21 protein-coding genes are annotated in these 24159 nt (G+C 66.2%); 13 read left to right on the plus strand and 8 right to left on the minus strand.

Annotated features, from left to right (window positions below; translation table 11 throughout):
* Positions 1-17 precede the first annotated feature (17 nt).
* Complete coding sequence (locus tag LXE91_RS23270) at positions 18-1625, minus strand: carboxyl transferase domain-containing protein (protein ID WP_039339637.1); 1608 nt, start codon at positions 1623-1625, stop codon at positions 18-20.
* Positions 1626-1656: 31 nt separating this feature from the next.
* Positions 1657-2838 carry an isovaleryl-CoA dehydrogenase gene (locus LXE91_RS23275; RefSeq protein ID WP_039339638.1) on the minus strand — a complete coding sequence of 394 codons (1182 nt, stop codon included), beginning with the start codon at positions 2836-2838 and terminating at the stop codon, positions 1657-1659.
* Positions 2839-3008: 170 nt separating this feature from the next.
* Between LXE91_RS23275 and LXE91_RS23280 the strand changes: the two genes are divergently transcribed.
* On the plus strand, positions 3009-3755 hold the full coding sequence (locus tag LXE91_RS23280; RefSeq protein WP_039339639.1) for a TetR/AcrR family transcriptional regulator: 747 nt from the start codon (positions 3009-3011) through the stop codon (positions 3753-3755).
* 54 nt (positions 3756-3809) lie between these two features.
* On the opposite strand, the gene LXE91_RS23285 is transcribed toward LXE91_RS23280, so the two are convergent.
* On the minus strand, positions 3810-4298 hold the full coding sequence (locus LXE91_RS23285) for a MarR family winged helix-turn-helix transcriptional regulator (protein WP_039339640.1): 489 nt from the start codon (positions 4296-4298) through the stop codon (positions 3810-3812).
* A gap of 199 nt (positions 4299-4497) precedes the next feature.
* Between LXE91_RS23285 and LXE91_RS23290 the strand changes: the two genes are divergently transcribed.
* The 5 genes from LXE91_RS23290 (at position 4498) to LXE91_RS23310 (ending at position 10347) form a co-directional block, all read left to right on the plus strand.
* Entirely contained in the window at positions 4498-5577 is a 1080-nt protein-coding gene (locus LXE91_RS23290) for an aromatic ring-hydroxylating oxygenase subunit alpha (protein WP_039339762.1), read from the plus strand.
* Complete coding sequence (locus LXE91_RS23295; RefSeq protein WP_039339641.1) at positions 5574-6539, plus strand: PDR/VanB family oxidoreductase; 966 nt, start codon at positions 5574-5576, stop codon at positions 6537-6539. Before LXE91_RS23290 ends, LXE91_RS23295 begins: the two co-directional genes overlap by 4 nt.
* 49 nt (positions 6540-6588) lie before the next feature.
* On the plus strand, positions 6589-7650 hold the full coding sequence (locus LXE91_RS23300) for an aromatic ring-hydroxylating oxygenase subunit alpha (protein WP_039339642.1): 1062 nt from the start codon (positions 6589-6591) through the stop codon (positions 7648-7650).
* A 156-nt stretch (positions 7651-7806) separates the two neighbouring features.
* Positions 7807-9150 carry an MFS transporter gene (locus LXE91_RS23305; protein WP_039339643.1) on the plus strand — a complete coding sequence of 448 codons (1344 nt, stop codon included), beginning with the start codon at positions 7807-7809 and terminating at the stop codon, positions 9148-9150.
* A gap of 102 nt (positions 9151-9252) precedes the next feature.
* A complete protein-coding gene (locus LXE91_RS23310; protein ID WP_039339645.1) occupies positions 9253-10347 on the plus strand; it encodes a porin in 1095 nt (364 codons plus the stop codon).
* Between the two features lie 26 nt (positions 10348-10373).
* On the opposite strand, the gene LXE91_RS23315 is transcribed toward LXE91_RS23310, so the two are convergent.
* The gene (locus LXE91_RS23315) at positions 10374-10820 is read right to left on the minus strand and encodes a hypothetical protein (protein ID WP_039339646.1); all 447 of its coding nucleotides are present in this window, start codon (positions 10818-10820) and stop codon (positions 10374-10376) included.
* 416 nt (positions 10821-11236) lie between these two features.
* Between LXE91_RS23315 and LXE91_RS23320 the strand changes: the two genes are divergently transcribed.
* From LXE91_RS23320 to LXE91_RS23325, 3 genes are all read left to right on the plus strand, one after another.
* The gene (locus LXE91_RS23320) at positions 11237-13426 is read left to right on the plus strand and encodes a TonB-dependent siderophore receptor (protein WP_039339648.1); all 2190 of its coding nucleotides are present in this window, start codon (positions 11237-11239) and stop codon (positions 13424-13426) included.
* A gap of 538 nt (positions 13427-13964) precedes the next feature.
* On the plus strand, positions 13965-14360 hold the full coding sequence (locus LXE91_RS43755; RefSeq protein WP_349824335.1) for a YiiD C-terminal domain-containing protein: 396 nt from the start codon (positions 13965-13967) through the stop codon (positions 14358-14360).
* A 347-nt stretch (positions 14361-14707) separates the two neighbouring features.
* The gene (locus tag LXE91_RS23325) at positions 14708-15910 is read left to right on the plus strand and encodes a multidrug effflux MFS transporter (RefSeq protein ID WP_039339649.1); all 1203 of its coding nucleotides are present in this window, start codon (positions 14708-14710) and stop codon (positions 15908-15910) included.
* A 37-nt stretch (positions 15911-15947) separates the two neighbouring features.
* Here LXE91_RS23325 and LXE91_RS23330 read toward each other — a convergent pair whose 3' ends face one another.
* The 4 genes from LXE91_RS23330 to LXE91_RS23345 all read right to left on the minus strand — a co-directional run bounded on the left by LXE91_RS23330 (position 15948) and on the right by LXE91_RS23345 (position 21100).
* The gene (locus LXE91_RS23330; protein WP_039339650.1) at positions 15948-16823 is read right to left on the minus strand and encodes a LysR family transcriptional regulator; all 876 of its coding nucleotides are present in this window, start codon (positions 16821-16823) and stop codon (positions 15948-15950) included.
* Positions 16824-16988: 165 nt separating this feature from the next.
* Complete coding sequence (locus LXE91_RS23335; RefSeq protein ID WP_039339651.1) at positions 16989-18911, minus strand: SMP-30/gluconolactonase/LRE family protein; 1923 nt, start codon at positions 18909-18911, stop codon at positions 16989-16991.
* A 463-nt stretch (positions 18912-19374) separates the two neighbouring features.
* A complete protein-coding gene (locus LXE91_RS23340; RefSeq protein WP_039339652.1) occupies positions 19375-19806 on the minus strand; it encodes a GFA family protein in 432 nt (143 codons plus the stop codon).
* A gap of 100 nt (positions 19807-19906) precedes the next feature.
* Complete coding sequence (locus LXE91_RS23345; protein ID WP_039339654.1) at positions 19907-21100, minus strand: porin; 1194 nt, start codon at positions 21098-21100, stop codon at positions 19907-19909.
* Between the two features lie 305 nt (positions 21101-21405).
* Between LXE91_RS23345 and LXE91_RS23350 the strand changes: the two genes are divergently transcribed.
* The 4 genes from LXE91_RS23350 (at position 21406) to LXE91_RS23365 (ending at position 24112) form a co-directional block, all read left to right on the plus strand.
* Complete coding sequence (locus LXE91_RS23350) at positions 21406-22038, plus strand: LysE family translocator (protein WP_039339656.1); 633 nt, start codon at positions 21406-21408, stop codon at positions 22036-22038.
* A gap of 12 nt (positions 22039-22050) precedes the next feature.
* Entirely contained in the window at positions 22051-22587 is a 537-nt protein-coding gene (locus LXE91_RS23355) for a GNAT family N-acetyltransferase (protein WP_039339765.1), read from the plus strand.
* A gap of 125 nt (positions 22588-22712) precedes the next feature.
* Positions 22713-23447 carry a metallophosphoesterase family protein gene (locus LXE91_RS23360; protein ID WP_039339657.1) on the plus strand — a complete coding sequence of 245 codons (735 nt, stop codon included), beginning with the start codon at positions 22713-22715 and terminating at the stop codon, positions 23445-23447.
* Between the two features lie 53 nt (positions 23448-23500).
* Positions 23501-24112, plus strand: a complete 612-nt coding sequence (locus tag LXE91_RS23365; protein WP_039339660.1) for an alpha/beta fold hydrolase — start codon at positions 23501-23503, stop codon at positions 24110-24112.
* Positions 24113-24159 lie beyond the last annotated feature (47 nt).

Raw genomic sequence — 24159 nt, forward strand, 5'->3', positions numbered from 1 at the left:
TTCAGCCCTCCCGGCCGTTACATGCGGAACACGCCGAAGCGTGTGTCTTCGATCGGCGCGTTCATCGACGCGGCGAGGCCGAGGCCCAGCACGTCGCGCGTCTGCGCGGGATCGATCACGCCGTCGTCCCACAGCCGCGCGCTCGCGTAATACGGATGGCCCTGGCGCTCGTACTGATCGCGGATCGGCTGCTTGAATGCGTCCTCTTCCTCGGCCGACCACGAACCGCCCTTCGCCTCGATGCCGTCGCGGCGCACCGTCGCGAGCACCGACGCGGCCTGCTCGCCGCCCATCACCGAGATGCGCGCGTTCGGCCACATCCACAGGAAGCGCGGGCCGAATGCGCGGCCGCACATCCCGTAGTTGCCGGCGCCGAACGAGCCGCCGATGATCACCGTGAACTTCGGCACCTTCGCATTCGACACGGCCGTCACCATCTTCGCGCCGTGCCGCGCGATGCCTTCGTTCTCGTACTTGCGCCCGACCATGAAACCCGTGATGTTCTGCAGGAACACGAGCGGGATCTTGCGCTGGCAGCACAGCTCGATGAAATGCGCGCCCTTCACCGCCGATTCGGAGAACAGGATGCCGTTGTTCGCGACGATCCCGACCGGGTGGCCCCAGATGTGCGCAAAGCCCGTGACGAGCGTCGTGCCGTAGCGCGCCTTGAATTCGTCGAACTCGGAATCGTCGACGATGCGCGCGATCACCTCGCGCACGTCGAACGGCTTGCGCGTATCGACCGGAATCACGCCGTACAGGCTCTTTGCGTCGTAGCGCGGCGGCTTCGGCTCGCGCAGCGCCACCGGCGGCGCGATCTTCGGTGCGAGGTGGCTGACGATGTTGCGCGCGATCGACAGCGCATGCGCGTCGTTCTGCGCGAGATGGTCGGCCACGCCCGACAGGCGCGTATGCACGTCGCCGCCGCCGAGATCCTCGGCGCTCACTTCCTCGCCGGTCGCGGCCTTCACCAGCGGCGGGCCGCCGAGGAAAATCGTGCCCTGCTCCTTCACGATGATCGACTCGTCGCTCATCGCCGGCACGTATGCGCCGCCGGCCGTGCACGAACCCATCACGACGGCGATCTGCGCGATCCCCGCCGCCGACATCGTCGCCTGGTTGAAGAAGATGCGGCCGAAGTGGTCGCGATCGGGAAACACGTCGTCCTGGTTCGGCAGGTTCGCGCCGCCCGAATCGACGAGGTACACGCACGGCAGCCGGTTTTCAGCGGCGATCTCCTGTGCGCGCACGTGCTTCTTCACGGTGACCGGGTAGTAGGTGCCGCCCTTGACCGTCGCGTCGTTGCACACGATCACGCATTCGCGGCCGGCGATCCGGCCGATCCCCGTGATGACGCCTGCGCCCGGCGCGTCGTCGTTGTACATGCCGTTCGCCGCGAGCTGCGAGAACTCGAGGAACGGCGCGCCCGGATCGAGCAGTTGCGCGATGCGGTCGCGCGGCAGCAGCTTGCCGCGCGACAGGTGCTTGTCGCGCGCGGCCTGCCCGCCGCCTTGCGCGAGCTGTTCGATCTTCGCGCGCAGGTCGGCGACGACCGCCTCGAGCGCGGCGGCATTCGCTCGGAAGTCTTCCGAGCGCGGGTTCAGTTTCGATTCGATGATCGGCATCGACGGAGCTCCGTTCGCGTGACGTGGGGCGTTACATCGTTTCCGCGAACAGCTCGCGGCCGATCAGCATCCGGCGGATCTCGCTCGTGCCGGCGCCGATCTCGTACAGCTTCGCATCGCGCCACAGGCGGCCGACCGGGTATTCGTTGATGTAGCCGTTGCCGCCGAGGATCTGGATCGCCTCGCCGGCCATCCACGTCGCCTTCTCGGCCGTGTAGAGGATCACGCCCGCGCAGTCCTTGCGCACCTGGCGAATGTGGTCGCTGCCGGCCGAGTCGAGATGGCGGCCGACCGCGTACAGGTATGCGCGGCAGGCCTGGAACGTGGTGTACATGTCGGCGACCTTGCCCTGGATCAGCTGGAATTCGCCGATCGCCTGGCCGAACTGCTTGCGGTCGTGGATATACGGCACCACCGCGTCGAGGCACGCGGCCATGATGCCCGTCGGGCCGCCCGACAGCACCGCGCGCTCGTAGTCGAGGCCGCTCATCAGCACCTTCACGCCGCCGTTGAGCTGGCCGAGGATGTTCTCCTCCGGCACTTCGACGTCCTGGAACACCAGCTCGCCCGTGTGCGAGCCGCGCATGCCGAGCTTGTCGAGCTTCTGCGCGACCGAGAAGCCCTTCATCCCCTTCTCGACGATGAACGCGGTGATGCCGCGCGAGTTGGCTTCGACGTCCGTCTTCGCGTAGACGACGAGCGTGTCGCAATCGGGGCCGTTGGTGATCCACATCTTCGTGCCGTTCAGCACGTAGCGGTCGCCGCGCTTGTCGGCGCGCAGCTTCATGCTGACGACGTCGGAGCCGGCGTTCGGCTCGCTCATCGCGAGCGCGCCGATGTGTTCGCCCGACACGAGCTTCGGCAGGTATTTCTGCTTTTGCGCTTCCGTGCCGTTGCGGTGGATCTGGTTCACGCACAGGTTCGAGTGCGCGCCGTACGACAGGCCGATCGATGCCGATGCGCGCGAGATCTCTTCCATCGCGACCATGTGCGCGGTGTAGCCCATGTTCGCGCCGCCGTATTCCTCGGCCACCGTCATGCCGAGCACGCCGAGATCGCCGAACTTCTTCCACAGATCCATCGGAAACTGGTCGGTGCGGTCGACCTCCGCCGCGCGCGGCGTGATTTCCTTCGCCGCGAACGTCGCGACGGCGTCGCGCAGCATCTCGATGTCTTCACCGAGCATGAATTGCACACCGGGCAGGTTGATCATGTCTCCTCCGTCTCCAGAAAGTGTGTGGCACCCACCGATTTCTGAGTTTCGCTCAAATCGAATGAATACCTGGATTCATTGACTAATACTGCGGAAATTTTGCACAGTTTCGCGCCTCGTCGGGTTTGGCGTCAATAGTTTTTTGAGTGACACTCAGATATCATGCCGAGATGACAGCCGCTACCGCCGACACCATGACCGCCACCGTCAAAGCCGACCGCGCCGATACCTCGCGCGCGCCCGCCGGGCGCAAATCCCAGCAACGCGTGCAGGACATCCTGCGCGCCGGCCGGGAAGTGTTCGCCGAAAAAGGTTACGAGCATGCGACGGCCGCCGAGATCGCGCAGCGCGTGGGCGTGTCGGAGGCGACCGTGTTCAGCTATTTCCGCGGCAAGCGGGAGCTGTGCGCGCGCGTCATCGCGGATTGGTACGACGAAAACATCGCCGCGTTCGAGGCAGGGATGCCGCAGGACGCATCGGTGCAGCAGCAGTTCGCGTTCATCGTGCGCACCCACCTGCGGCTGATGCTGGTGAACGGCACGGGCCTGTGCGCGCTGGTGCTGTCGGAAGGCCGCGCGAAGCAGCACGCGCTGAGCGACGAGCTCACCGCGCTGCAGCGCCGCTACACCGCGCCGCTGATGGACGTGCTCGCGCGCGGCCAGGCGGCCGGGCAGGTGCGCACCGACCTGCCGCTGAGCCTGCTGCGCTCGATGGTGTTCGGGCCGGTCGAGCACGTGCTGTGGGATGCGATCCTCGGGCACCGCAAGCTCGATACGGAAACGACGGCCACGCAGCTCGTCGACATGCTGTGGGCCGCCGTGCAGCCGCCGGCGCCGGAACAGGCGGCGCTCGTGCGTTTCAGGAACGAAGTGGCGGAAGCCGTGCGGCGGCTGGAAGGCGAAAGCACGCGCGGGTGACGCGGGGCGGGCAGCGCGCCCGCCGCTTCCCCGCCGCTGCGGGGTTCGAGGGCGTTACGACTCGTCGCCGACGCGCAGCGGCGCGCGGCTCTGCTCGTTGTTCAAATGGACGAACTTGCGCAACAGGCGCATCAGTTCCTGCGAATCGTCCTCTCCCATTCCGTCGAACAGGCCGGCACGCAGTTCCTTCACCGACGGAATCAGGTGCGTGAGCAGTTCGACGCCCGCCGGCGTCAGCAGCAGGCGGCGCTGCCGCCGCGGCAGCACTTCGCGCACGATCAGCCCTTTCGCTTCGAGCCGGACCGCGAGATCCGCGGTCGTCGACGTGTCGAGCGCGACCCGCTGCGCGAGTGTCACCTGATCGAGCCCCGGGCACTCGTACAGCATCCGCAGGACCGCGTACTGCACCGGCGTCACGTCCCGGCCCAGCTTCTCGTAGAACATCGCAACCGCGATCTGGTGCGCGCGCCGGATCAGGTGCCCGGGTTCGTCGTACAGATCGAGCGGAAAAACCGGCAGGTCGGCGGGATTCGTTTTTTCCATGAATGAGTCGATGACATAAGCGGCGCATGCCGGTTGCACGCGCCGACGGCATGACGCTGCCTCGCGCCATTTCCCGGGAAAACCAGTATACCGCCCGCCTTGCTCCAGCCAATCTCGATGAGTACACTGAATCTCATTCAGTACACGGAATGAAGAGATGCCGCGTACCGGCGGCATCGACCTGAAGGAGACGACGAACGTGTTTCTCAAGAATGCTTGGTACGTGGCATGCACGCCCGATGAAATCGACGGCAAGCCGCTGGGCCGCAAGATCTGCAACGAGTCGATGGTGTTTTACCGCGCGGCGGATGGCCAGGTCGCCGCGCTGGAGGATTTCTGCCCGCACCGCGGTGCACCGCTGTCGCTCGGATTCGTGCGCGACGGCGTACTCGTGTGCGGCTATCACGGGCTGGAAATGGGCTGCAACGGCAAGGCGGCCGGCATGCCGGGCCAGCGTGTCGGCGGCTTCCCGCCGATTCGCAGCTTTCCGGCGATCGAGCGGTACGGATTCATCTGGGTCTGGCCGGGCGATGCTGCGGCAGCCGATCCCGCCAGACTGCCCGCGCTCGCGTGGGCGGAAGACCCGGCCTGGGCCCACGGCGGCGGCCTGTATCACATCCGCTGCGACTACCGGCTGATGATCGACAACCTGATGGATCTCACGCACGAGACCTACGTGCATGCGTCGAGCATCGGCCAGAAGGAAATCGACGAAGCGCCGCCGAAGACGACGAGCCACGGCGACGAAGTCGTCACGAGCCGCTTCATGGAGAACGTGATGCCGCCGCCGTTCTGGCGGATGGCGCTGCGCGGCAACGGGCTCGCCGACGACGTGCCGGTCGATCGCTGGCAGATCTGCCGCTTCACGCCGCCGAGCCACGTGATGATCGAAGTCGGTGTCGCGCATGCGGGCCACGGCGGCTACGACGCGCCGGCCGACCTGAAGGCGTCGTCGATCGTCGTCGATTTCATCACGCCCGAGACGGACACCTCGATCTGGTACTTCTGGGGGATGGCGCGCAACTTCCGGCCCGACGATCACGCGCTGACCGCCGAGATCCGCGAAGGCCAGGGCAAGATCTTCGCCGAGGATCTCGAGATGCTCGAGCGCCAGCAGCGCAACCTCGAGCAGTGGCCGGACCGCAAGCTGCTCAAGCTCAACATCGACGCGGGCGGCGTGCTGTCGCGCAAGGTGATCGAGCGGCTGCTCGCCGACGAGAATGCGTCGAGCCCGCAGCGGCCCGTGATTCCGGTCGCGCAGATCAAGGAGGCGTCATGAGCGCCGTGACGCTGACGGTTCGGGTGGCCCGCAAGTGGCAGGAAGCGCGCGACATCTGCGGCTTCGAATTCGTCAGCGATGACGGCGCGCCGCTGCCGCGCTTCGACGCCGGCGCCCATATCGACGTGCATCTGCCGGGCGGGCTCGTGCGCCAGTATTCGCTGTGCAGCCACCCGGAGCACGGCGATCGCTACCAGATCGCGGTGCTGCGCGATGCGGAAGGTCGCGGCGGGTCGCGCGCGATTCACGACGCAGTCCGGCAAGGCGATACCGTGCGGATCGGCCTGCCGCGCAACCAGTTTCCGCTCGCGCCCGACGCGCCGCACCACCTGCTGCTCGCAGGCGGGATCGGCGTCACGCCGATCCTCAGCATGGCGGAACGGTTGCACTCGTCCGGCGTCGCGTTCGACATGCATTACTGCGCGCGCTCGACCGACCGCATGGCATTCGTCGAGCGGATCAACGCGGCCGGGTTCCGCGATCGTGCCCGCTTCCACGTCGACGACGGCGCGCCCGAGCAACGCTTCGACCTGGCCGCCGTGCTCGCCGCGGCGCCCGAAGGCACGCACCTGTATGTATGCGGGCCGCGCGGCTTCATGGATGCGGTGCTGAACGCCGCGCGCGAGCGCGACTGGGCGGAAGCGCGACTGCACTACGAGTTCTTCGGCGGCGCGGTTGCGGCGTCCGGCGCGGATCGCGCGTTCCAGGTGCGGATCGCGAGCAGCGGCCAGGTGATCGACGTGCCGGCCGAATGCACGGTCATCGCGGCGCTGGCGGCAAACGGCGTCGACGTGCTGACGTCGTGCGAGCAAGGCGTCTGCGGCACGTGCTTGACACGCGTGCTGCAAGGCGAGCCCGATCACCGCGATGCGTACCTGACCGACGAGGAAAAAGCCGCCGGCGACCAGTTCATGCCCTGCTGCTCGCGAGCACGAACCGACCTGCTGGTACTCGATCTGTAGACGGATACGCCCGACACGAGGCGGCCGACCACAATACTGGAGACGATCAATGGAGCAACATGCCGGGCCATCAATCAATACTGCTAAATTCCCGGTCGGCCGATGGTGGGTCGCCGCGCTGTCGACCGAACTGACGGACAAACCCATCGCCCGCACGCTGCTCGGCCATCCGGTCGTCCTGTTCCGGTTGCCGTCCGGGGAAGTCGGTGCGCTGGAGGATCGCTGCTGCCACAAGTCGCTGCCGCTGTCGTGCGGCTCGCTCGAAGCGCGCGGCCTGCGCTGCGGCTATCACGGCCTGCTGTTCGACCGCGGCGGTGCATGCGTGGAGATTCCAGGGCAGGACCGGATTCCGGCCACGGCATGCGTGTCGTCGTATCCGGTGCAGGAGCAGGACGCGATCGTATGGATCTGGATCGGCGCCGACGCGCACGCTCGACCGACCTGCGCGCCGCCGCGGTACGCGTTCCATACGGATCCGCAATACCGGTTCGGCGGCGGCCATTACCATTACGACGCGCCGTATCAACTGATTCACGACAACCTGATGGACCTGAGCCACCTCGGTTATGTCCATCTGAAGACGATCGGCGGCAACGCGCCGCTGCACATGAGTGCGGAAACCCGCGTCAGCAGCGACGGCGACACGGTGACGCTGGTTCGCCGGATGCCGGATTCCGTCCCGCCGCCGACCTACACCGCTGCATGGCCGTTCGCGGCCCGCGTCGATCGCTGGCAGGAAATCGAGTTCCACGTGTCGCACATCCGGATCTGGACCGGCGCGATCGACGCCGGCACCGGCGACCTGCACGACCCGGCGCGCGGTGGCTTCCACATGCGCGGCTTCCACGGCATCACGCCCGAGACGGAAACGACGACGCACTACTTCTGGACCGTCGCGACCAATCCGCAACACGACGTCGAGCGGGTCGCGCAAACGGTCATCGAGCAATCCGCGGCGACGTTCGACGAGGACAAGGCCGTGATCGAAGCGCAATACCGGAATCAGCTGCGCTTTCCGGATCGTCGCCAGCTCGACATTCACGTCGACGCGGGCCCCAATCGTGCGCGGCGCGTGATCGAGCGGCTGCTGCGGCAGCCCGAACCCGCGTAAGCATCCTGCCGGCGCACCAGCGGTGCCTGCCGGCCGCAGCGGGAGGTCTCCGGGAATGCCCGTCAGCCCGCGCATTCGCTTTCATCCCATCCGTTTCAGCCGGCTTCGATGTCATTCCATTTGATTAGTCATACTACTTTATGAAGGATCTTTGACGTGAGCGCAAATATCCGCAATACGATCGACGAATCCCCGATGAGCGCGTTCCAGACGATGGCGGTCACGGCCTGCGTCGTGCTGAACATGCTCGATGGCTTCGACGTGCTGGCCGTCGCGTTCGCCGCGCCGCACCTGGCGGCCGAATGGAAACTGAGCGGCAAGGAAATCGGCCTGCTGCTGAGTGCCGGTCTCGCCGGCATGGGCATCGGCTCGGTGCTGATCGCGCCGCTGGCCGACCGCGTCGGCCGCCGCCGCATCATCCTGCTCTGCCTCGCCGTGATCTCGACCGGGATGCTCGCCTGCGCGGCCACGCACAGCACGCTGCAACTCGCCGTCGCGCGTGCGTACACGGGGCTCGGCATCGGCGGCATGCTGGCGAGCCTGACCGTCATCAGCGGCGAGTACGCGTCGAACAAGTGGCGCAGCGCCGCGATCGGCATGCAGTCGACCGGCTACGCGATCGGCGCCACTGCCGGCGGCGTCATCGCCGGCTACTTGCTGTCGACCTGGGGATGGCGCAGCGTGTTCGCGTTCGGCGGGATCCTGACCTTGCTGGCGATCCCGATGGTGCTCGCGCTGCTGCCGGAATCGCTCGATTTCCTGCTGGCGAGGCGCCCCGACGACGCGCTGCAAAAAATCAACCGCATCCTCGCGAGGATGAAGCGCGCACCGATCGACGCACTGCCGAGCGCGACCTCCGCCATCGACACGGCGAGCCCCGCGTCGAGCTGGACAGCCGTGCTGCGCGCACCGCTCGCGCGCCGCACGATCGCATTGTGGATCGCGTTCTTCCTCGTGATGGGCAGTTTCTACTTCGTCGTGAGCTGGACGCCGAAGCTGCTGGTCCAGGCCGGGCTGTCGGCGTCGCAGGGCGTCACCGGCGGCGTCCTGCTCAACCTCGGCGGCATTGCGGGCGCCTCGCTCTTCAGCCTGCTGTCGACGCGTTTCGGCCTGCGCAACCTGCTGGGCGCGACCCTGCTGCTCGGCGGCGCGCTGATGGTCGTGTTCGGCGCGAACACCGGCTCGCTCGGCATCGGGATGACCGTCGCGGTGTTCCTCGGCGCGGTGATCAATGCGTGCGTGGCCGGCATGTATGCGCTGTCGCCGACGCCATACCCCGCCGAAATCCGCACGACAGGCATCGGCCTCGCGGTCGGCATCGGCCGCCTCGGCGCGATTCTGTCGCCGATGACGGTCGGGGCGCTGCTGGACGACGGCTGGTCCGTGCCCCATCTCTATCTCGCGTTCCTCGTGCCGATGGCCGGCGCGGCAATCGCCGTCGCCGTAGCGGGCTCGCGTGCCGCGGCACCGCACCGGCAACGCGACCCGGCGATGTCGTAACACGCGACGCGCGCAGTCTTGCCGATACCCGCCGGCATCCCGGACTCGTCCGGGTCACCATAAAAATCGATAAGTACATCTATATACTGTTTGGAGACAGCCATGAAAACGAAACTGGGCGTCGCGCTCGCGACGGCAATGGCGCTGGCCGGGCCGGCCTGCGCGCAAAGCAGCGTCACGCTGTACGGGATCATCGATACCGGCGTGTCCTACTACAACAACGCCGCGCACGGCGGATCGTTCACGGGCATGCCGACGCTGACCGGCGAGGTGCCGTCACGATGGGGATTGAGAGGCACGGAGGATCTCGGCGGCGGCTATCAGGCCTTCTTCGTCCTCGAAAACGGTTTCCAGCCCGGCACCGGCGCATTGAACTACGGCGGGCGCCTGTTCGGGCGGCAGGCGAACGTCGGCGTGAACAGTCCGTTCGGCGCGCTGACCCTCGGCCGCCAGATGAACATGTCGATGATCGTGCTGACCAATGCCGACGTGATCGGCCCGTCGATTCACTCGATGGCGGATTTCGATTCCTATCTGCCGAACGCGCGCAGCGACAATGCGATCGGCTACAAGGGCACGTTCCACGGCGTGACGCTCGGCGCCACCTACAGCTTCGGCCGCGACGCGGCCGGGCCGGCAGGGCCGTCAGCGACGGGCTGCGCCGGACAGGTGCCCGGCGACATCGTCGCCTGCCGCCAATACACGGCGATGCTCGCGTACGACGCGAGCAACTTCGGGATCGCCGCGTCGCACGACGTGATGCGCGGCGGCGGCGGCGCGCTCGCCCCGCTGAACAATCCGGCGTACACCGACACGCGCGACATCGTCGCCGGCTACGTGAAGATCGGCCCCGCGAAACTCGGCGCAGGGTGGATCCGCCGCAATCTCGCCGCGGCCGAACACCTGCAGGCCGATATCGTGTTCGCCGGCGGCACGTACTATGCGACGCCCTACTTCGCGCTCGACCTTCAGGGCGTACGCTACCTGCAACGCCGCGAAAACAGCGAAGGCGGCACGAATGCCACGCTGCTCGTCGGCCGCGCGAACTATTTCCTGTCGAAGCGGACGACCGTCTACACGTCGGTGGGCTACATGTTCAACAGCACGCTGGCGGCGAACGCGGTCGCCGCCAGCGGGACGGTCGGGACCGGGATGAACCAGCTCGGCGTGATGGCCGGCATCCAGCAGAAGTTCTGAACGCCGGCCCCCGCGCCGGCGCGGGGTCAGTTGGCGAGCCGGCAGTGCGAGAGCTTCAACCCCGGCAGCACCGGCGCATCGATATAGCCTTCGTTCACGCAGCTAAAGCGGAACGCTGCCGACGTGACGAATGGCTTGATCTCGCCGCCGGGAAATTTCGGCTTCAGCGCATCTTGGTCGGCCACGTCGAAATGCGTGTCGAACTGCTCGCCGTCCTTCGTCAGCGCGCCGAAATAGGTGCCGCCCGGATCGCTGCCCATCCGGATCACGGCGCCGACGAACACGAGGCGCTTGCCGTCGTACTTCGTCTTCGCGGCGGCCATGTCCTGCGTATAGGCCTCGATCACGGCGCCGTAACGCGCGTCGATCGCGGGGTCGTTGTCCGATGCGGCGAAGGCGGTCTGGTGAACGCCCGCCAGCATCGTGCACGCCGCAAGCGCGGCCGCCGCGAACGGCGCGGAAATCTTCTTCATGGGTGGTCTCCCGTCTAGCGTGGTGGTTGAAGTGACCGAAGCCCGGCGCAACGCCCGCTGCCCGGCGCAACGCCCGATAAATTCGCTTCCGTGGCTTTAATCGTTCGAATGGCGGAACACGGCTGCGATCACATCTTCACCCGCGTGGTCGTGCGCGGTGCGCAGCGTCGCGCTGAACGCGACGTGACAGGGAAATGACATGGTGCGGCCCCCGGCTCTCTCATTGAATTTCACTGCTTCTGATTTTGGTCGCTACGGTAGCAGACGGCCAACGGCCCGGCAACCGGGGCCCGCATGTCGCCGCTCATTTCATTACAATTGCAAATGATTCTCATTACATATATTATTCGCGTCCCGGTCGTGGCAAAACGCTGTGGCCCGCACCCGATCCTTAGCACTCCGTCTCGCACCGATTCATGCCATCCCGCCGACCACCCCGCCGCGCCCGGACCCTGCGCCCGTGGCGCACGAGCCTGCCTGCCCTGATCACCCTGTGCGTCGCGAGCGGCACGCATGCGTCCGCCGCCGAACGCGCCGACGCCGAGCCCGCCGCCTCCGCCTCCGCCACCACGCCCGCGCCACCGGCCGCGCGCGAACTGCCGGCCATCAGCGTCAGCGCATCGGCAACCGCCGATCCGACGGTCGGCTATCAGCCGCGCACCACGAGCATCACGGGCGGCGACAACCGGTCGATCAAGGAAATTCCGCAATCGGTCGCAGTGGTCAGCAGCAGCGTGATGCAGGACCAGCAGGCGCGCTCGCTCGACGACGTGCTCGGCAACATCAGCGGCGTCACGCAAACGAACACGCTCGGCGGCACGCGCGACGCGTTCATCAAGCGCGGCTTCGGGTCGAACAACGACGGCTCCGTGCTCGTCGACGGCGTGCGCACGCCGGTGCTGCACAGCTATCTGGCCACGATCGACCGCGTCGAAGTGCTGAAAGGCCCGGCGTCGCTGCTCTACGGGATGCAGGATCCGGGCGGCGTGATCAACCTCGTCACGCGCAAGCCGGAAGACACGTTCGGTGGCTCGATCTCGGCCTCCCGCACGAGCCACGGCGGCAGCAGCGCGACGTTCGACCTCACGGGCCCGCTCGGCCACCCGGGCCAGGTCGCCGGCGGCACGCTCGCGTTCCGGCTGACCGGGCAATACGACACGAGCCGCTACTGGCGCAGCTTCGGCCGCCAGCGCGACGCGCTGATCGCGCCCGCGCTGTCGTGGCACGACGCGAACACGTCGATCGACGTCAGCTACCAGTACGTCGACTACACGACGCCGTTCGATCGCGGCACCGTGCTCGTGAACGGCCAGCTCGACGATGCGCTGCGCTATCGCCGCTACGAGGAGGCGTGGTCTCAGAGCAGCGGTATCCAGGAAACGCTGCGTGCGCGCATCGAGCACCGCTTCTCCGATGTGTGGCGCGTGCGTGCGACCTACGGCTGGGGCCGCGACCGCTACGATCAAACCATCACTCGCGCCACCGCGTTCAACAGCGCGACCGGCGCACTGACGCGCTCGTCCGACGCGAACCTCGGGCGCAACGATTCCGACCAGATCGCGACCCTCGGCCTGCTCGGCAACGTGACGCTCGCCGGGATGAACCACGCGATCTACATCGGCGGCGAATACGAGCGGCAGCGCAGCTTCCGCGGCGACACGATCCGTGGCAAGGCGACCAAGGGCTTCAACCTGTACGACCCCGTGTACGACCTGCTCGCACCGGGCGGCATACCCATCCCGAAGCAAAGCGATTCGCGCTCGGTGGTGCATGCGTATTCGATGGTCGTGCAGGACTCGGTGAAGCTCACCGATCGCCTCACCGCGGTGGGCGGGCTGCGCTGGGAAAACTGGCAGCAGGAATCGGGGATGGGGCGGCCGTTCGTATTCGCCGATCGTTCGCGCGGCACCGTGTGGCTGCCGCAGTTCGGGCTCGCGTATGCGCTCACGCCGGCGCTGACCGCCTATGCGAACGTGAGCCGCTCGTTCAAGCCGAACGTCGCCACGAACGTCGCGGCGCCGCTCGCACCGGAATACGGCCGCGTGCTCGAGGCCGGGCTGAAGTTCAGCCTGAAGCCGGCGATCACCGGCACGCTCGCGGTCTACCAGATCGACAAGCGCAACGTCGCGGTCACGGTCGGCGACCTCACGTCGACGATCGGCACCGCGCGCTCGCGCGGGATCGAGCTCGACGTCGCCGGGCAGATCACGCGCCACCTGAGCGTGATCGGCAGCTATGCGTACACGAATGCGACCGATCGCGACAGCAACACGCCGCTAACGAACGTTGCGCGCCATACGGGCAGCCTCTTCGCGGTATACGACACGGCGATCGCGAACCTGCCCGGCCGCTGGCGCTTCGGCGGCGGCGCACGTCTGGTCGGCAAACGCTCCGGCGACACCGCGAACAGCTTCACGCTCCCCGGCTACGTGACCGTCGATGCGTTCGCGGCCTACGAAACGACGATCGGCAAGTTCCCGACGCGCTTCCAGCTCAACGTGAAGAACCTGCTCGACAAGACCTACTACCCGTCGAGCAACAACAACCTGATCATCGCGGTCGGCGAGCCGCGGCTCGTCACGCTGACGACGACGGTGTCGTTCTGATGGTGTGACGTTCCGATGGCCTGATGCGTGCGTGGGCCGGCCGGCAAGCGGCGGCCCACGTTCAACGCCTGCATCGACAGGCACGCTCTCGTCGCGGCCCACTCGTTCCACTATTTGCCGCGATATCCGCTAAGACCGCGACCTGCATTCGTTTCCGAGTGCGACTCACGCTCCAGACTTGACCGCATTGTCGGACTGATGCTCGTCAAAGAGGAATGCCATTCTTGTTCTGCAACCAGGCAATCAACTTGGTGAAGCAAAGCATCCATGCCCTTTTGCTGGCGCGACCCAACGACATCGGGATGCGTCGGCCATCAGAAAGCCGAACGAGTACGAAAAATTCTCTCACTCAATAAATTCCTGTCCGATTTTTGCGCCAAACCACGAAACAGGCACCCCTCATATGCGTTAATGCGGAGCATCCCGATGCCTTGACACCCCCATCAAGGAAATTTTTCGCACTCCACTTATACCGCCTCACATGACGAACTCGACGCATGTTCGCGACATAGAGAAATATTTGATCAAAGCGATGCCGATGACAGAAAGTATCGGATTCAGCATTAGATCATTCTCTAAATTAAAAGTAGAAATATCCGCGCCACTCGATAAAAACATCAATCATTGCGGCACTGCATTTGGTGGAAGCATCAGTGTCCTGGCAATCCTGTCCGCGTGGTGCCTGGCATGGGCCAATGTGCGAGACGAGTCCTTCGAAGGGGACGTCATTATATGTAGCCACAGCATCAAATTCACAAATTCGATTTCCGGCGACATCCACTCCGTCTCAGATTCAAGGCATTCCGATTGGCAGGATTTCCGACGAAAAATTGCGCGAAGAGGTAGCGCTAAAATTGATGTGACGTCCCGCATTTATTCCAATGAAATTGAGGCCGCCACATTCTCTGGATCATTCGCGTTTATAAAAAGATAGACACTTTACGTATCCTGACCCGCCAGTCAGAGCTTCCAGGATTCGTTAACGACGGCGGCAATTTCGCGCGCGCTGCGATGAGCAACGACGACGTGCCGCGCTGCACGTTTCCAACGACCGCGCCGGGCTTCGGCTAATCGGTGTCCTGCGCAACACCCCGCGCCGCCCTCCACACGCCTCCCCGCCGCCGTTTCACCGCCTGCAAAAACGCATTCGAGCGATGCAATTCCGCCCGCTCCCGAACCGCATCGCACACCGTATGATCGCCCCGGCCTTTTCCCAAGGCCGCCCAAAATGCGTCGCCCTGACCATCAGGCCACGCGCTCCGCCATCACTACGCAGCGAACATGTCCCACTTCTCACTCATCCTCGTCGTCTCCCTGTTGAGCGCCTTCGGCCTGATCGCGTCCGACGTCTACCTGCCCGCGATGCCGTCGATGGCCCACGAGTTCTCGATCGGCGCATGGCAGATGCCGCAGACGGTATCGGCCTACCTGATCGCGCTCGCCTGTGCGCAGCTGTTCTACGGCCCCCTCTCCGATCGATGGGGACGCAAGCCGGTGCTGACCGTCGGCATCCTCCTGTACATCCTCGGTTCGACCGGCTGCGCAAACGCAGGCGGTTTCGCAAGCTTCCTTGGCTGGCGGGTGCTCGAAGCGCTCGGCGCGGCGTCCGGCCTCGTCATCGGCCGCGCGATCATCGCCGACACCTGCGACAAGAAGGCCTCCGCGAAGGTCTACAGCATCGTGTATCCGCTCGTGTCGCTGTCCCCGGCGATCGCGCCCGCGATCGGCGGATATCTGGCGGCGTGGTTCGGGTGGCGGAGCGATTTCATGTTCGTCGCCGGGTTTGGCGTTGCAGCGCTCCTGCTCGTCCAGCTGCTTCTGAAGGAGACGCGGCCGGCCATCACGCCAGGACAACATCGCGTCGCGCCGCTGGCCGGCTTCGCCGACGTGCTCGGGGATCGGGCATTCATCCGGTACACGCTCGTCGCCTGCGCGATCTATTGCGCGTGGTTCGTCTACCTGACGCAGTCGCCGTTCATCTTCTCAAGCCTGGGCCTGTCGGAACAGCAAAGCGGCTGGCTCTATCTGCCGCTGACCGCCGGCATCATTGCCGCCAACATGATCTCGCGCCGCATGCTCGACCGGATGTCGTACGACGCGATCGTCGTCGCGGGCGTCGGTTGCTTCGTGGCCGGCGGCATCGCGTTCGCCCTGTGCGAGTCGTCGCATGTCAAAGGCATCATCGCGATCGTCTTGCCGATGTTTCTCGTCAGCCTGTCGAACGGATCGTCGCTGTCGCTCGCCGTGTCGGGCGCCATCGCGAGCGAACATGGGCGCGCAGCCACGGCGTCGGGGCTCGTCGGCTTCTTCCAGATCGGCAGTGCGTCGCTCGCGGCCACCGTGTCCAGCGGCCTGCTCGGTACCGGCAGCCACGTGCTGGCGACGGCCATCCCGTTCTTCGCGATCGTCGCGGCGGTCGCGATCGTACCTCGCTGGTATGCCGCACGGCGCACGCTGTCGATGCGCAAGACCCCGCCGCGTTAAGCGCAAGGCACTGTCCCGGTGTGAGTCCGACCGCTCGCTATCGATAGCGGTCGAACGAAGCGGCGATCTCGGCGGTGACGGCCCGAACGCGCGCCGTCCGATTCAGGTCCGTATGCGACACGAGCCAGACTTGGTACGGCGCGGCTCTCGACTTGCCGGGCCAGATTCGCACGAGCGAATCATCCCCTTGCGCCATGTACACCGGCAGTTCGCCGATGCCGATGCCCGACCGGATCGACGTGGCCAGCATCAGGCTCGAACTCACTTGCGCAACGATGCGCCCGCGTTCCATCGACTCGCCGCACAGCGTGTCGCCCTGGTTGGACGTGATGGAAGGTTGATAGACGACCAGATCATGGCCGTCGAAAGCAGACCCGATCGTGGGCACGCCATATGCATCCAGATACTCGCGACTCGCGAACAGCCCGACCTCCCACTCCGCCAGCTTCCGGCGGACGAGATCGGGGTTTTCCGGCATCACGGTTCGAATCGCGAGATCCGCGTCACGCCGGGTCAGGTTGAGCACCTGTACCGACGTCGTCAGGACCACCTGTATCGCAGGGCATTTCAGTCGCAACGACCGTATCGCCGGCAGGACGAAATCCATCGCGAGGGAATCGGTCGTCGTCACGCGGACCTCGCCTTCGAGCCGGTCGTCCGAACCGTGGACGCGACGCTCGAAGTCGCTCGCCGCCTGCTCCATCGCTTCCGCGGCCTGCAGCGAATGCTCGCCGACCTGCGTCACGACATAGCCGGACGACGTCTTGAGAAACAGCTTCGCGCCCAGCGCCTTCTCGAGCGCCATCAGCCGTCGCCCGACGGTGGCCTGATCGACGTCGAGCACGGCAGCGGCTTCGCGCAGCGTCCCGGCGCGATGGACTGCCAGAAAAACGCGGGCATCGTCCCAGTTCATGAATGACGCTCTCTCGGTAAGGCATGGTTGTATTGGTTGGCCGCAATTATACAAGTCGCCTTACCCACCCGATTTCAATAATCAGGTTTCCATATCAATGGAACGGTATCGTTCGACAAGCGCGAAATCCAGGCCGTGCCGTACGCGACCGCACGGCCTGCACGTTCACGGATGCCAGCGATACACGATCATGCTCGTGCCGTTGTAGTTGTCCTTCGTGATCACGTATTCGCCGGTCGAGCGCAGGTATGCGCGGATCCCGTACATCGAGTCGACGTCGTTGCCGACGTCCATCGCCGACGTGTTCGAGTTCGTCAGCGTCGTCACGAGCGCCCCCGTGTTGAGATCGAACACGTCGACGTTCGGCACGGTGTGCACGTAGCCGACGAACAGGTAGTGGCCGGCCGCCGCGATCGACTTCGGGTTCGCACTGGTCAGGTTGATCACCGGGTTCGGTGCGGTCGTGTTGCCGTTCTTCCAGCCGTGATAGACCTCGATGTGCCCGTTCATCGCGGTCCAGTCCCAGTTGTTCGCGAGGCCCTGTGCGAGGATCATCGTGTCACTGTCCGCCTGGTAGATGATCCGCGTGGTCGGCGCCACGGTGCTCGGCACGGGCGTCGTCACCGGCTTGCCCCATGACGGCTTGCCGTTCGCATCGAAGCCCGTCATCGGGTAGCGGGTAATCGCGTTGGAGCCGTTCAGCCCGGCCCACACGTCGCCGTTGCCGTCGATGTCGAAACCGGTCGTGACCTGCAACGTCGTGTTGAACGGCTTGCCCGGCAGCGAGCCGGCCGGGTTCGCTATGTAGCCGGTCGCCGGCGTGAAGTAGTAGAAATTGAAGTTGCCGGGGTTCTGGCCGGACGCGACGAGAATCCGGTTGCCGCCCACCATCACGAGCTGGCCGAAGTGCTGGCCGCGCTGGTAGTCGTTCGTGTCGAGGCGCGGGTCCTTCGGATAGGTGAACGGGTCGACCGTGTTCGCGACGAACGTGCCGCCCGCCGAGCCCGTATAGACGTTGTTGCCGCTGTAGAAGAACGCGCCGTCGGTCGCCGGGTCCGGCGCGGCGATCGCCTCGAAGTTCAGCGCCTGCAGCTTCCATTGCAGCGCGCCCGTCGGGCTGTACGAATGAAGATCCGTGCTGCCGTTGCGCCCGAGATCCCAGCCGCCGCCCCACGCGTTGTTGAGCACGTACAGGTTACCGCCCGAATCCTTGCCGATGCCGACCACGCGCGTGAAGCGCTTGTCGCCGACCTGCCCCTTGATGCCCGAGGTCGTGTCGAGATAGCCGCCCTGCACGCCGAACGTGCCGACCTGCTGCGGCAGCCCGGCGAGACTGTAGAGCTTGATGTTCATGTCAGGGCCCTGGTCGCCCACCAGCAACTGCCCCGTCGACGCGTCGAAATACAGCGCCGACGGCCGCGCGCCGGCCGCCATCTGGATCGTGTTCAGCAGCGTGCCGGTCGCGCTGTACTGCACGACCGCGCCCGCGCTCATGCGCGCGACCCACAGATTGCCCGCCGCATCGAGCGCCAGCGCGCCGGGACCGGTCACGGCGATGTCGCGCTGCCAGACGCCGTCGGTCGTATAGACGCGCACACGGTTGCCGTAGAAATCGCTCGCATACAGCAGGTTGCCGGCCGTCGCGAGGCCGGTGATCACGTCCGGGTTCGGGAGGCCCGTCCACGTGCTGACCGGGATACGCAGGTCGCGCTGGTTCGTGCTGCGGTTGTAGCGGCCCACCGAGCCGCTGCCGAAGTTGCGGTTGTAGCCGAGCGCGACGAAGATCGACGTCGCGTTGCCGGTAATCGCGCCGCCCTGGAATTCGTCGTGGATGCCGATCGTGCCCATCGGCTGACCGTTCTGGTAGAGCGCGACGCCGCCCGCGTTCTCGTCCCAGCGCGACGACGTGTAGATCACACCCTCGGGCGCGACCCACATCGAGCGCGCGGCATTGCCCACGTGCTGGGCCAGCGTGCCGTACGTGTTCGCGAGCCAGTCGGTCGAATAGGTCACCTGCGCGTGACTCGCCGGCGCCAGCATCGCCATGCACATTCCCAGCAACGCCGCCCGAATTTGTTTCATTGACATGAATAATGCTCCCGAACGTTCAATTGTCGACACTGTAAATCGCGGCGCATGAAATATTGGTGATTCCGGCTAAAACGCATTCGCCGTCACCCCCGAATTATTCACGCCGTCCTTTTTACCCTCCGGCGCTTTTCCGTCAACGATGGTCAAACCCGCTCACCGCGCCGCGACGGCTTGCCGGCCGCACGGTCTGGGTGCTTTTTCCCCGGCATTTTCTTCCGGATCGTTCAAGGCAAACGCGTCATTTTTTCTGAAATATCCGCATTGCCTTTTTCATTCCCCCGGAAATGGGCTCGATGATTACAAATCGAAATTAAAATGAAAGAGAAAAAATATTATCCGGCGCGATCGCGTCGTCGCGATTCAGCGCAGCGGCATGTGGCATGCGGCGAGCGGAAAGGAAGAACAGGGAAAAGACAGGGGACACCGCGCGCCGGCCGTGCCGGCACGCGGCCGCGATCGTTCAGTTCGCTTCGTCGAGCGTCGGGCCGTCCCACCCGTCGAGGAATTTCGGCAGCGCATCGACGACGTCGATCACGCTGTGCCGGTAGAACAGGTGCATCGTCGGCCGCAGGTCGTCGGGCAGTTGCCCGCCGTGCGCACGCGCGGCCAGGCTGTTCGGCACGACACGCATGCCGAGCCGGTTGGTGCCGCACACGATCTCGCCGCACGACGCGCAGTACGTGCGCGACATCGACTTCGACGGATGCGGGAACGTCGCGCTTGCGCCTTCGACGGTAACCTGCTCCGGCGGCCACGCGGTCGCCGACAGCACTGGCGTGCCGTAAAAATCGCGGCAGGTCGCGCAATGGCAGTTCGCGCGCGCCGCCGGCTCGCCGCGCAGCGTCACGGTGACGGTTCCGCACAGGCAACTCGCGGAATGCGTTCGGGTCATGTCGTCTCCTCCAGGAAAGGAGGCGACAGTATAGGAGCCTGCGTGCAACGTTGCCGGCATCGGCTGCGGGCAACGTTGCGGCCGCAACGATCGCTGCGCGTCAGAACTTCTGGCGCAGGCCGAGGCTGACGATGGCCTGCGAGCGCGAATCGGACGAGTGGCCGTTCGCCTTGTCCGATACCGACGCCGTCGCGGCCACCGGCCGGCCCAGCGCGTCGAGCGTCATGCCCGATGCATGCTGGTACGCGCCGAGCAGGTACACGCTGGTGCGCTTCGACAGGTCATACACGGCGCCAAGCGTGACGTTGTGATACTGCGCGCGGTCGTCCACGCCGTCGACGTCGCTGCCGCGCGTGTAGCTGTAGCCGGCGAACAGTTGCGTCTGCGGGCGCACGTTCCAGCGCGTGAACACGCCCGCGACGTTGAACGTCGCGTGGCCCGTGAACAGCGACTGGCCGCCGCTGCGGTACTGCACGTTGCTGTAGTTCACGCCGACGACGGCCGGGCCGAAGTCGTAGGTCGCGCCGGTCGCGATGATCTGCTGCGACTGAGCGCTCGCATAGCCTTCGTTGATCGACGAGTTGAACAGCCCGTCGTCGGTGCTCTGCCACTTGCCGGCCGTCGGGTCGGCCGCGCCCGTCTTGCTGTTGTCCGAGCGCTCGTAGCCGACGCCGACCCGCAGCGGCCCCGCCGCGTAGGCGGCGCCGACGCTCCACGTGTTGCGCTGCTTCATGCTGCCCGGCTGGCTGCCGAAGCCGTACAGCGCGCCGAACGTGAAGCCCGAGTAGCTGGCGCTCGTGTACTTGATCGAGCTGTCGACCCGCGCGGTCTGGTCGAGATCGTCGATGTCGCCCGGGTGCGCGCCGAAGCCGCCGATGTACGACGACGGGCCGACCGGGCTCACGAAATCGTCGAGCGACGTGTACTGGCGGCCGAGCGTGACCGTGCCGTAGCGGTCGCTGCCCACGCCGACGAACGCCTGGCGGCCGAACTGGCGGCCACCCTGCCCCGACGTGCCGTTCGCGATGTCGAAGCCGTTCTCGAGGACGAACAGCGCGCGCATCCCGCCGCCGAGATCCTCGGAACCCTTGATGCCCCAGCGGCTGCCGGACAGGTTGCCGGTCGTGAGCCCGACGCTCGAATGGCCGGTGTACGCGCCCGCGGAGCCGACCCGCTCGTTGCTGCGGTAGGTCACCCCCGCATCGACGATGCCGTACAGCGTGACGGAGCTTTGCGCGGCGGCGAGGCCCGCGAGCGAGAGCAGCAGCGGGGCTGCGATCAGTTGCTTGTTCATGGTTGTCGTGTCTCCGGGCGTTGAACCCGTTGTTCTGTCTGTCAGTTGCGAGTAGCGCGCGGGCTGCGAGATCCGCCGGCGGTGCGAGGCCGGCGGCGTCCGCGCGCGACGACGCGGCGGGCATGCCCGCTGCGGCCGCCATGGTAGATGGAACCGGTTTCCATCGAAAGCGGAATAATGAAAACAGTTTCTTGCCAAAATCGAGATAGTCGGACGGGCAGCCTGGTGCGCAGCGCGCCGCACCTGTACAGCCCGGGTGGGCGCAACCGATAATCGAACGCGCGCCATCCATCGGGAGTGCCTTCATGCATGAAACGACCCTGCTGATCTTCGCCGCCGTCGCGTTCGTCGGTATCGCGACACCCGGCCCGACCGTGCTGCTCGCGCTGACCAACGGCTCGCGCTACGGTGCGCGCCGCGCGGCGTACGGCTTCGCGGGCGCGATGCTGTCCGACTTGGTGCTGATCGTCGCGGTCGCGCTCGGCCTCGGCGCGCTGCTGATGGCGTCGGCGTTCTGGTTCTCGGTGGTGAAGTGGCTCGGCGCCGCATATCTCGCTTACGTCGGCATCCGGCTGCTGATGTCGAAGGGGTCGCTCGACGTTGCCGCCGCGCACGATGGCCACGCATCCGGGCGCAACGCGTCGATCTTCGCGAAGAGTTTCCTCACCGCGGTGACGAACCCGAAGGGCTATCTGTTCTTCTCCGCCTTCCTGCCGCAGTTCCTCGATCCGTCCGCGCCGCTCGCGCCGCAATACGTCGCGCTCGCGGTCACGTTCGCACTGCTCGACGGGGTCGTGATGTTCGGCTACGCGCTGCTCGGCGCACGCGCGGTGCGGCTGCTGAAGCGCGCGGGGGCGCTGTGGCTCGAGCGCACGTGCGGCGCGATGCTGCTCGCGCTCGCCGGGTCGCTGGCGCTGTATCGGCGTCATGCGGCATAGGCGCGGATGCGGATGAGAGTCGCTACGCCGCCCCGCTCCGGCTTTCCCGGCCTGTCGCTGCGCCAGATCGAACGCGCCGACCTCGGCGCGTGGTACGCGTACCTGACGAACCCCGACGTCTACCGCCATACGAGCTGGAACCTGCGCTCGCCCGACGATCTGCTTCCGCTGTTCGACGCCATCGATTCGACGGACCCCGATTCGATCCGGCGTCTCGCCGTGATCGACGACGCATCGGGCGCCCTCGCCGGGACGATCGGCCTGCATACCGTATCGACCGTGAACCGCTCGGCCGAGATCGCATACGATCTCGCGCCGTCGCACTGGGGGCGCGGGATCGCGAGCGCGCTGTGCGAGGCCGTCACCGCGTGGGCATTCGCCGATGGCGGCTTCATGCGCATGCAGGCCGTCGTGCTGACCGGCAACGCAGGCTCCGCGCGTGTGCTGCAGAAGTGCGGCTACCGGTACGAAGGGCTGTTGCGCGCATACAAGATGGTGCGCGGCACGCCGGGCGATTTCGCGATGTACGCGCGCCTCGCGACCGACTGACCGCGCCCTGCGGCTTCAGACCCGCGGCTTGACGTACAGCCGCTCACCGCTTCGCGTGCGCTCGCCATTGGACGGCCTGCGCCGAATTGGCGACAATCGCCGTTCCCTTCCCCCGACGATCCCCCATGAAAATCGCCGCGCTGTCCGACATCCACGGCAACCTCGCCGCGCTCGACGCGGTGCTCGACGACGTCCGCCGCCGCGGCGCCGACGTGATCGTCAATCTCGGCGACATCCTGTCGGGCGCGCTCCATCCGCCCGAAACGGCCGACCGCCTGATCGCGCTCGACCTGCCGACCATCAAGGGCAATCACGAACGGCAGTTGCTCACCGGCGATCGCGAATCGATGCGGCTGTCGGATCGCTGGGCGCACGACACGCTGCGCGCCGATCATCTGGCATGGATCGCCGCGCTGCCCGAACGCATGACGCTCGGCGACGACGTGCTGATGGTGCATGGCACGCCCGACAGCGACCTCGTCTATTTCCTCGAAACGGTCACGCCCGACGGCTGCCGCGCGGCCACGCCCCATGAAATCGCGCGGCGCGCGGGCGACGAACCTGCATCGCTGATCCTGTGCGGCCACACGCACATCCCGCGCACCGCCAAGCTCGACGACGGCCGGCTGATCGTCAACCCGGGCAGTGTCGGGCTACAGGCATACACCGACGACCTGCCGCATCCGCACCGCATCGAGACGGGCTCGCCGCATGCGCGCTACGCGATGGTGTCGCGTACGGCCGCCGGCTGGAACGTCGAATTCCACGCGGTCGAATACGACTGGCGCACGGCGGCCGCCACCGCGGCATCGCGCGGACGCGACGACTGGACCGTCGCGCTGCGCACCGGCCGGTGCTGACACGCGCGCCGCGCCATCCCGATTCACTTCATTCACCGGAAAACCACACCGTCATGCCTGTTCCGTCGCAACTGCTCTTCCTGCCCGGTGCATCGGGCAGCACCGCCTTCTGGCAACCGCTCGCCGGTCTTCTCGAGCATCCGGCCGAGCGCCGGATCGTCGGCTATCCGGGCTTTGGCGACACCCCGCGCGATCCGGCCGTCGACGATTTCGACAGCCTCGTGCGTCATGTTCTGGAAACGATCGACCGGCCGACCGCCGTCGTCGCGCAATCGATGGGCGGCGTGATCGCGATGCGCGCGGCGCTCGACAAACCCGAACTGATCACGCACCTCGTGCTGACGGTCACGTCCGGCGGACTCGACATGGCCGGGCTCGGTGCGCAGAACTGGCGCACCGGTTTCGCGGAAGCCAACCCGCAGCTTCCCGACTGGTTCCTGACGTTCCGTGCCGACCTGTCGCAGGAGATCAGCCGCATCGCACAGCCGACGCTGCTGCTGTGGGGCGACGACGATCCGATCAGCCCCGTCGCGGCTGGCCGGCGCCTGCTCGAACGGTTGCCCGACGCGCAGTTGCACGTCGTGCCGGGCGGCCGGCACGATCTCGCGGCCGTGCATGCGGCGACGCTCGCGCCGCTCGTTGATGCGCATCTGCAGCGCGGGTGACGTCGAGCGCTTCGGTTTCGGTTTCGGCTTCAACGTCAGCTTCGGTT

Source organism: Burkholderia contaminans (genome assembly GCF_029633825.1).
In the GTDB taxonomy this organism is placed as follows: Bacteria; Pseudomonadota; Gammaproteobacteria; order Burkholderiales; family Burkholderiaceae; genus Burkholderia; species Burkholderia contaminans.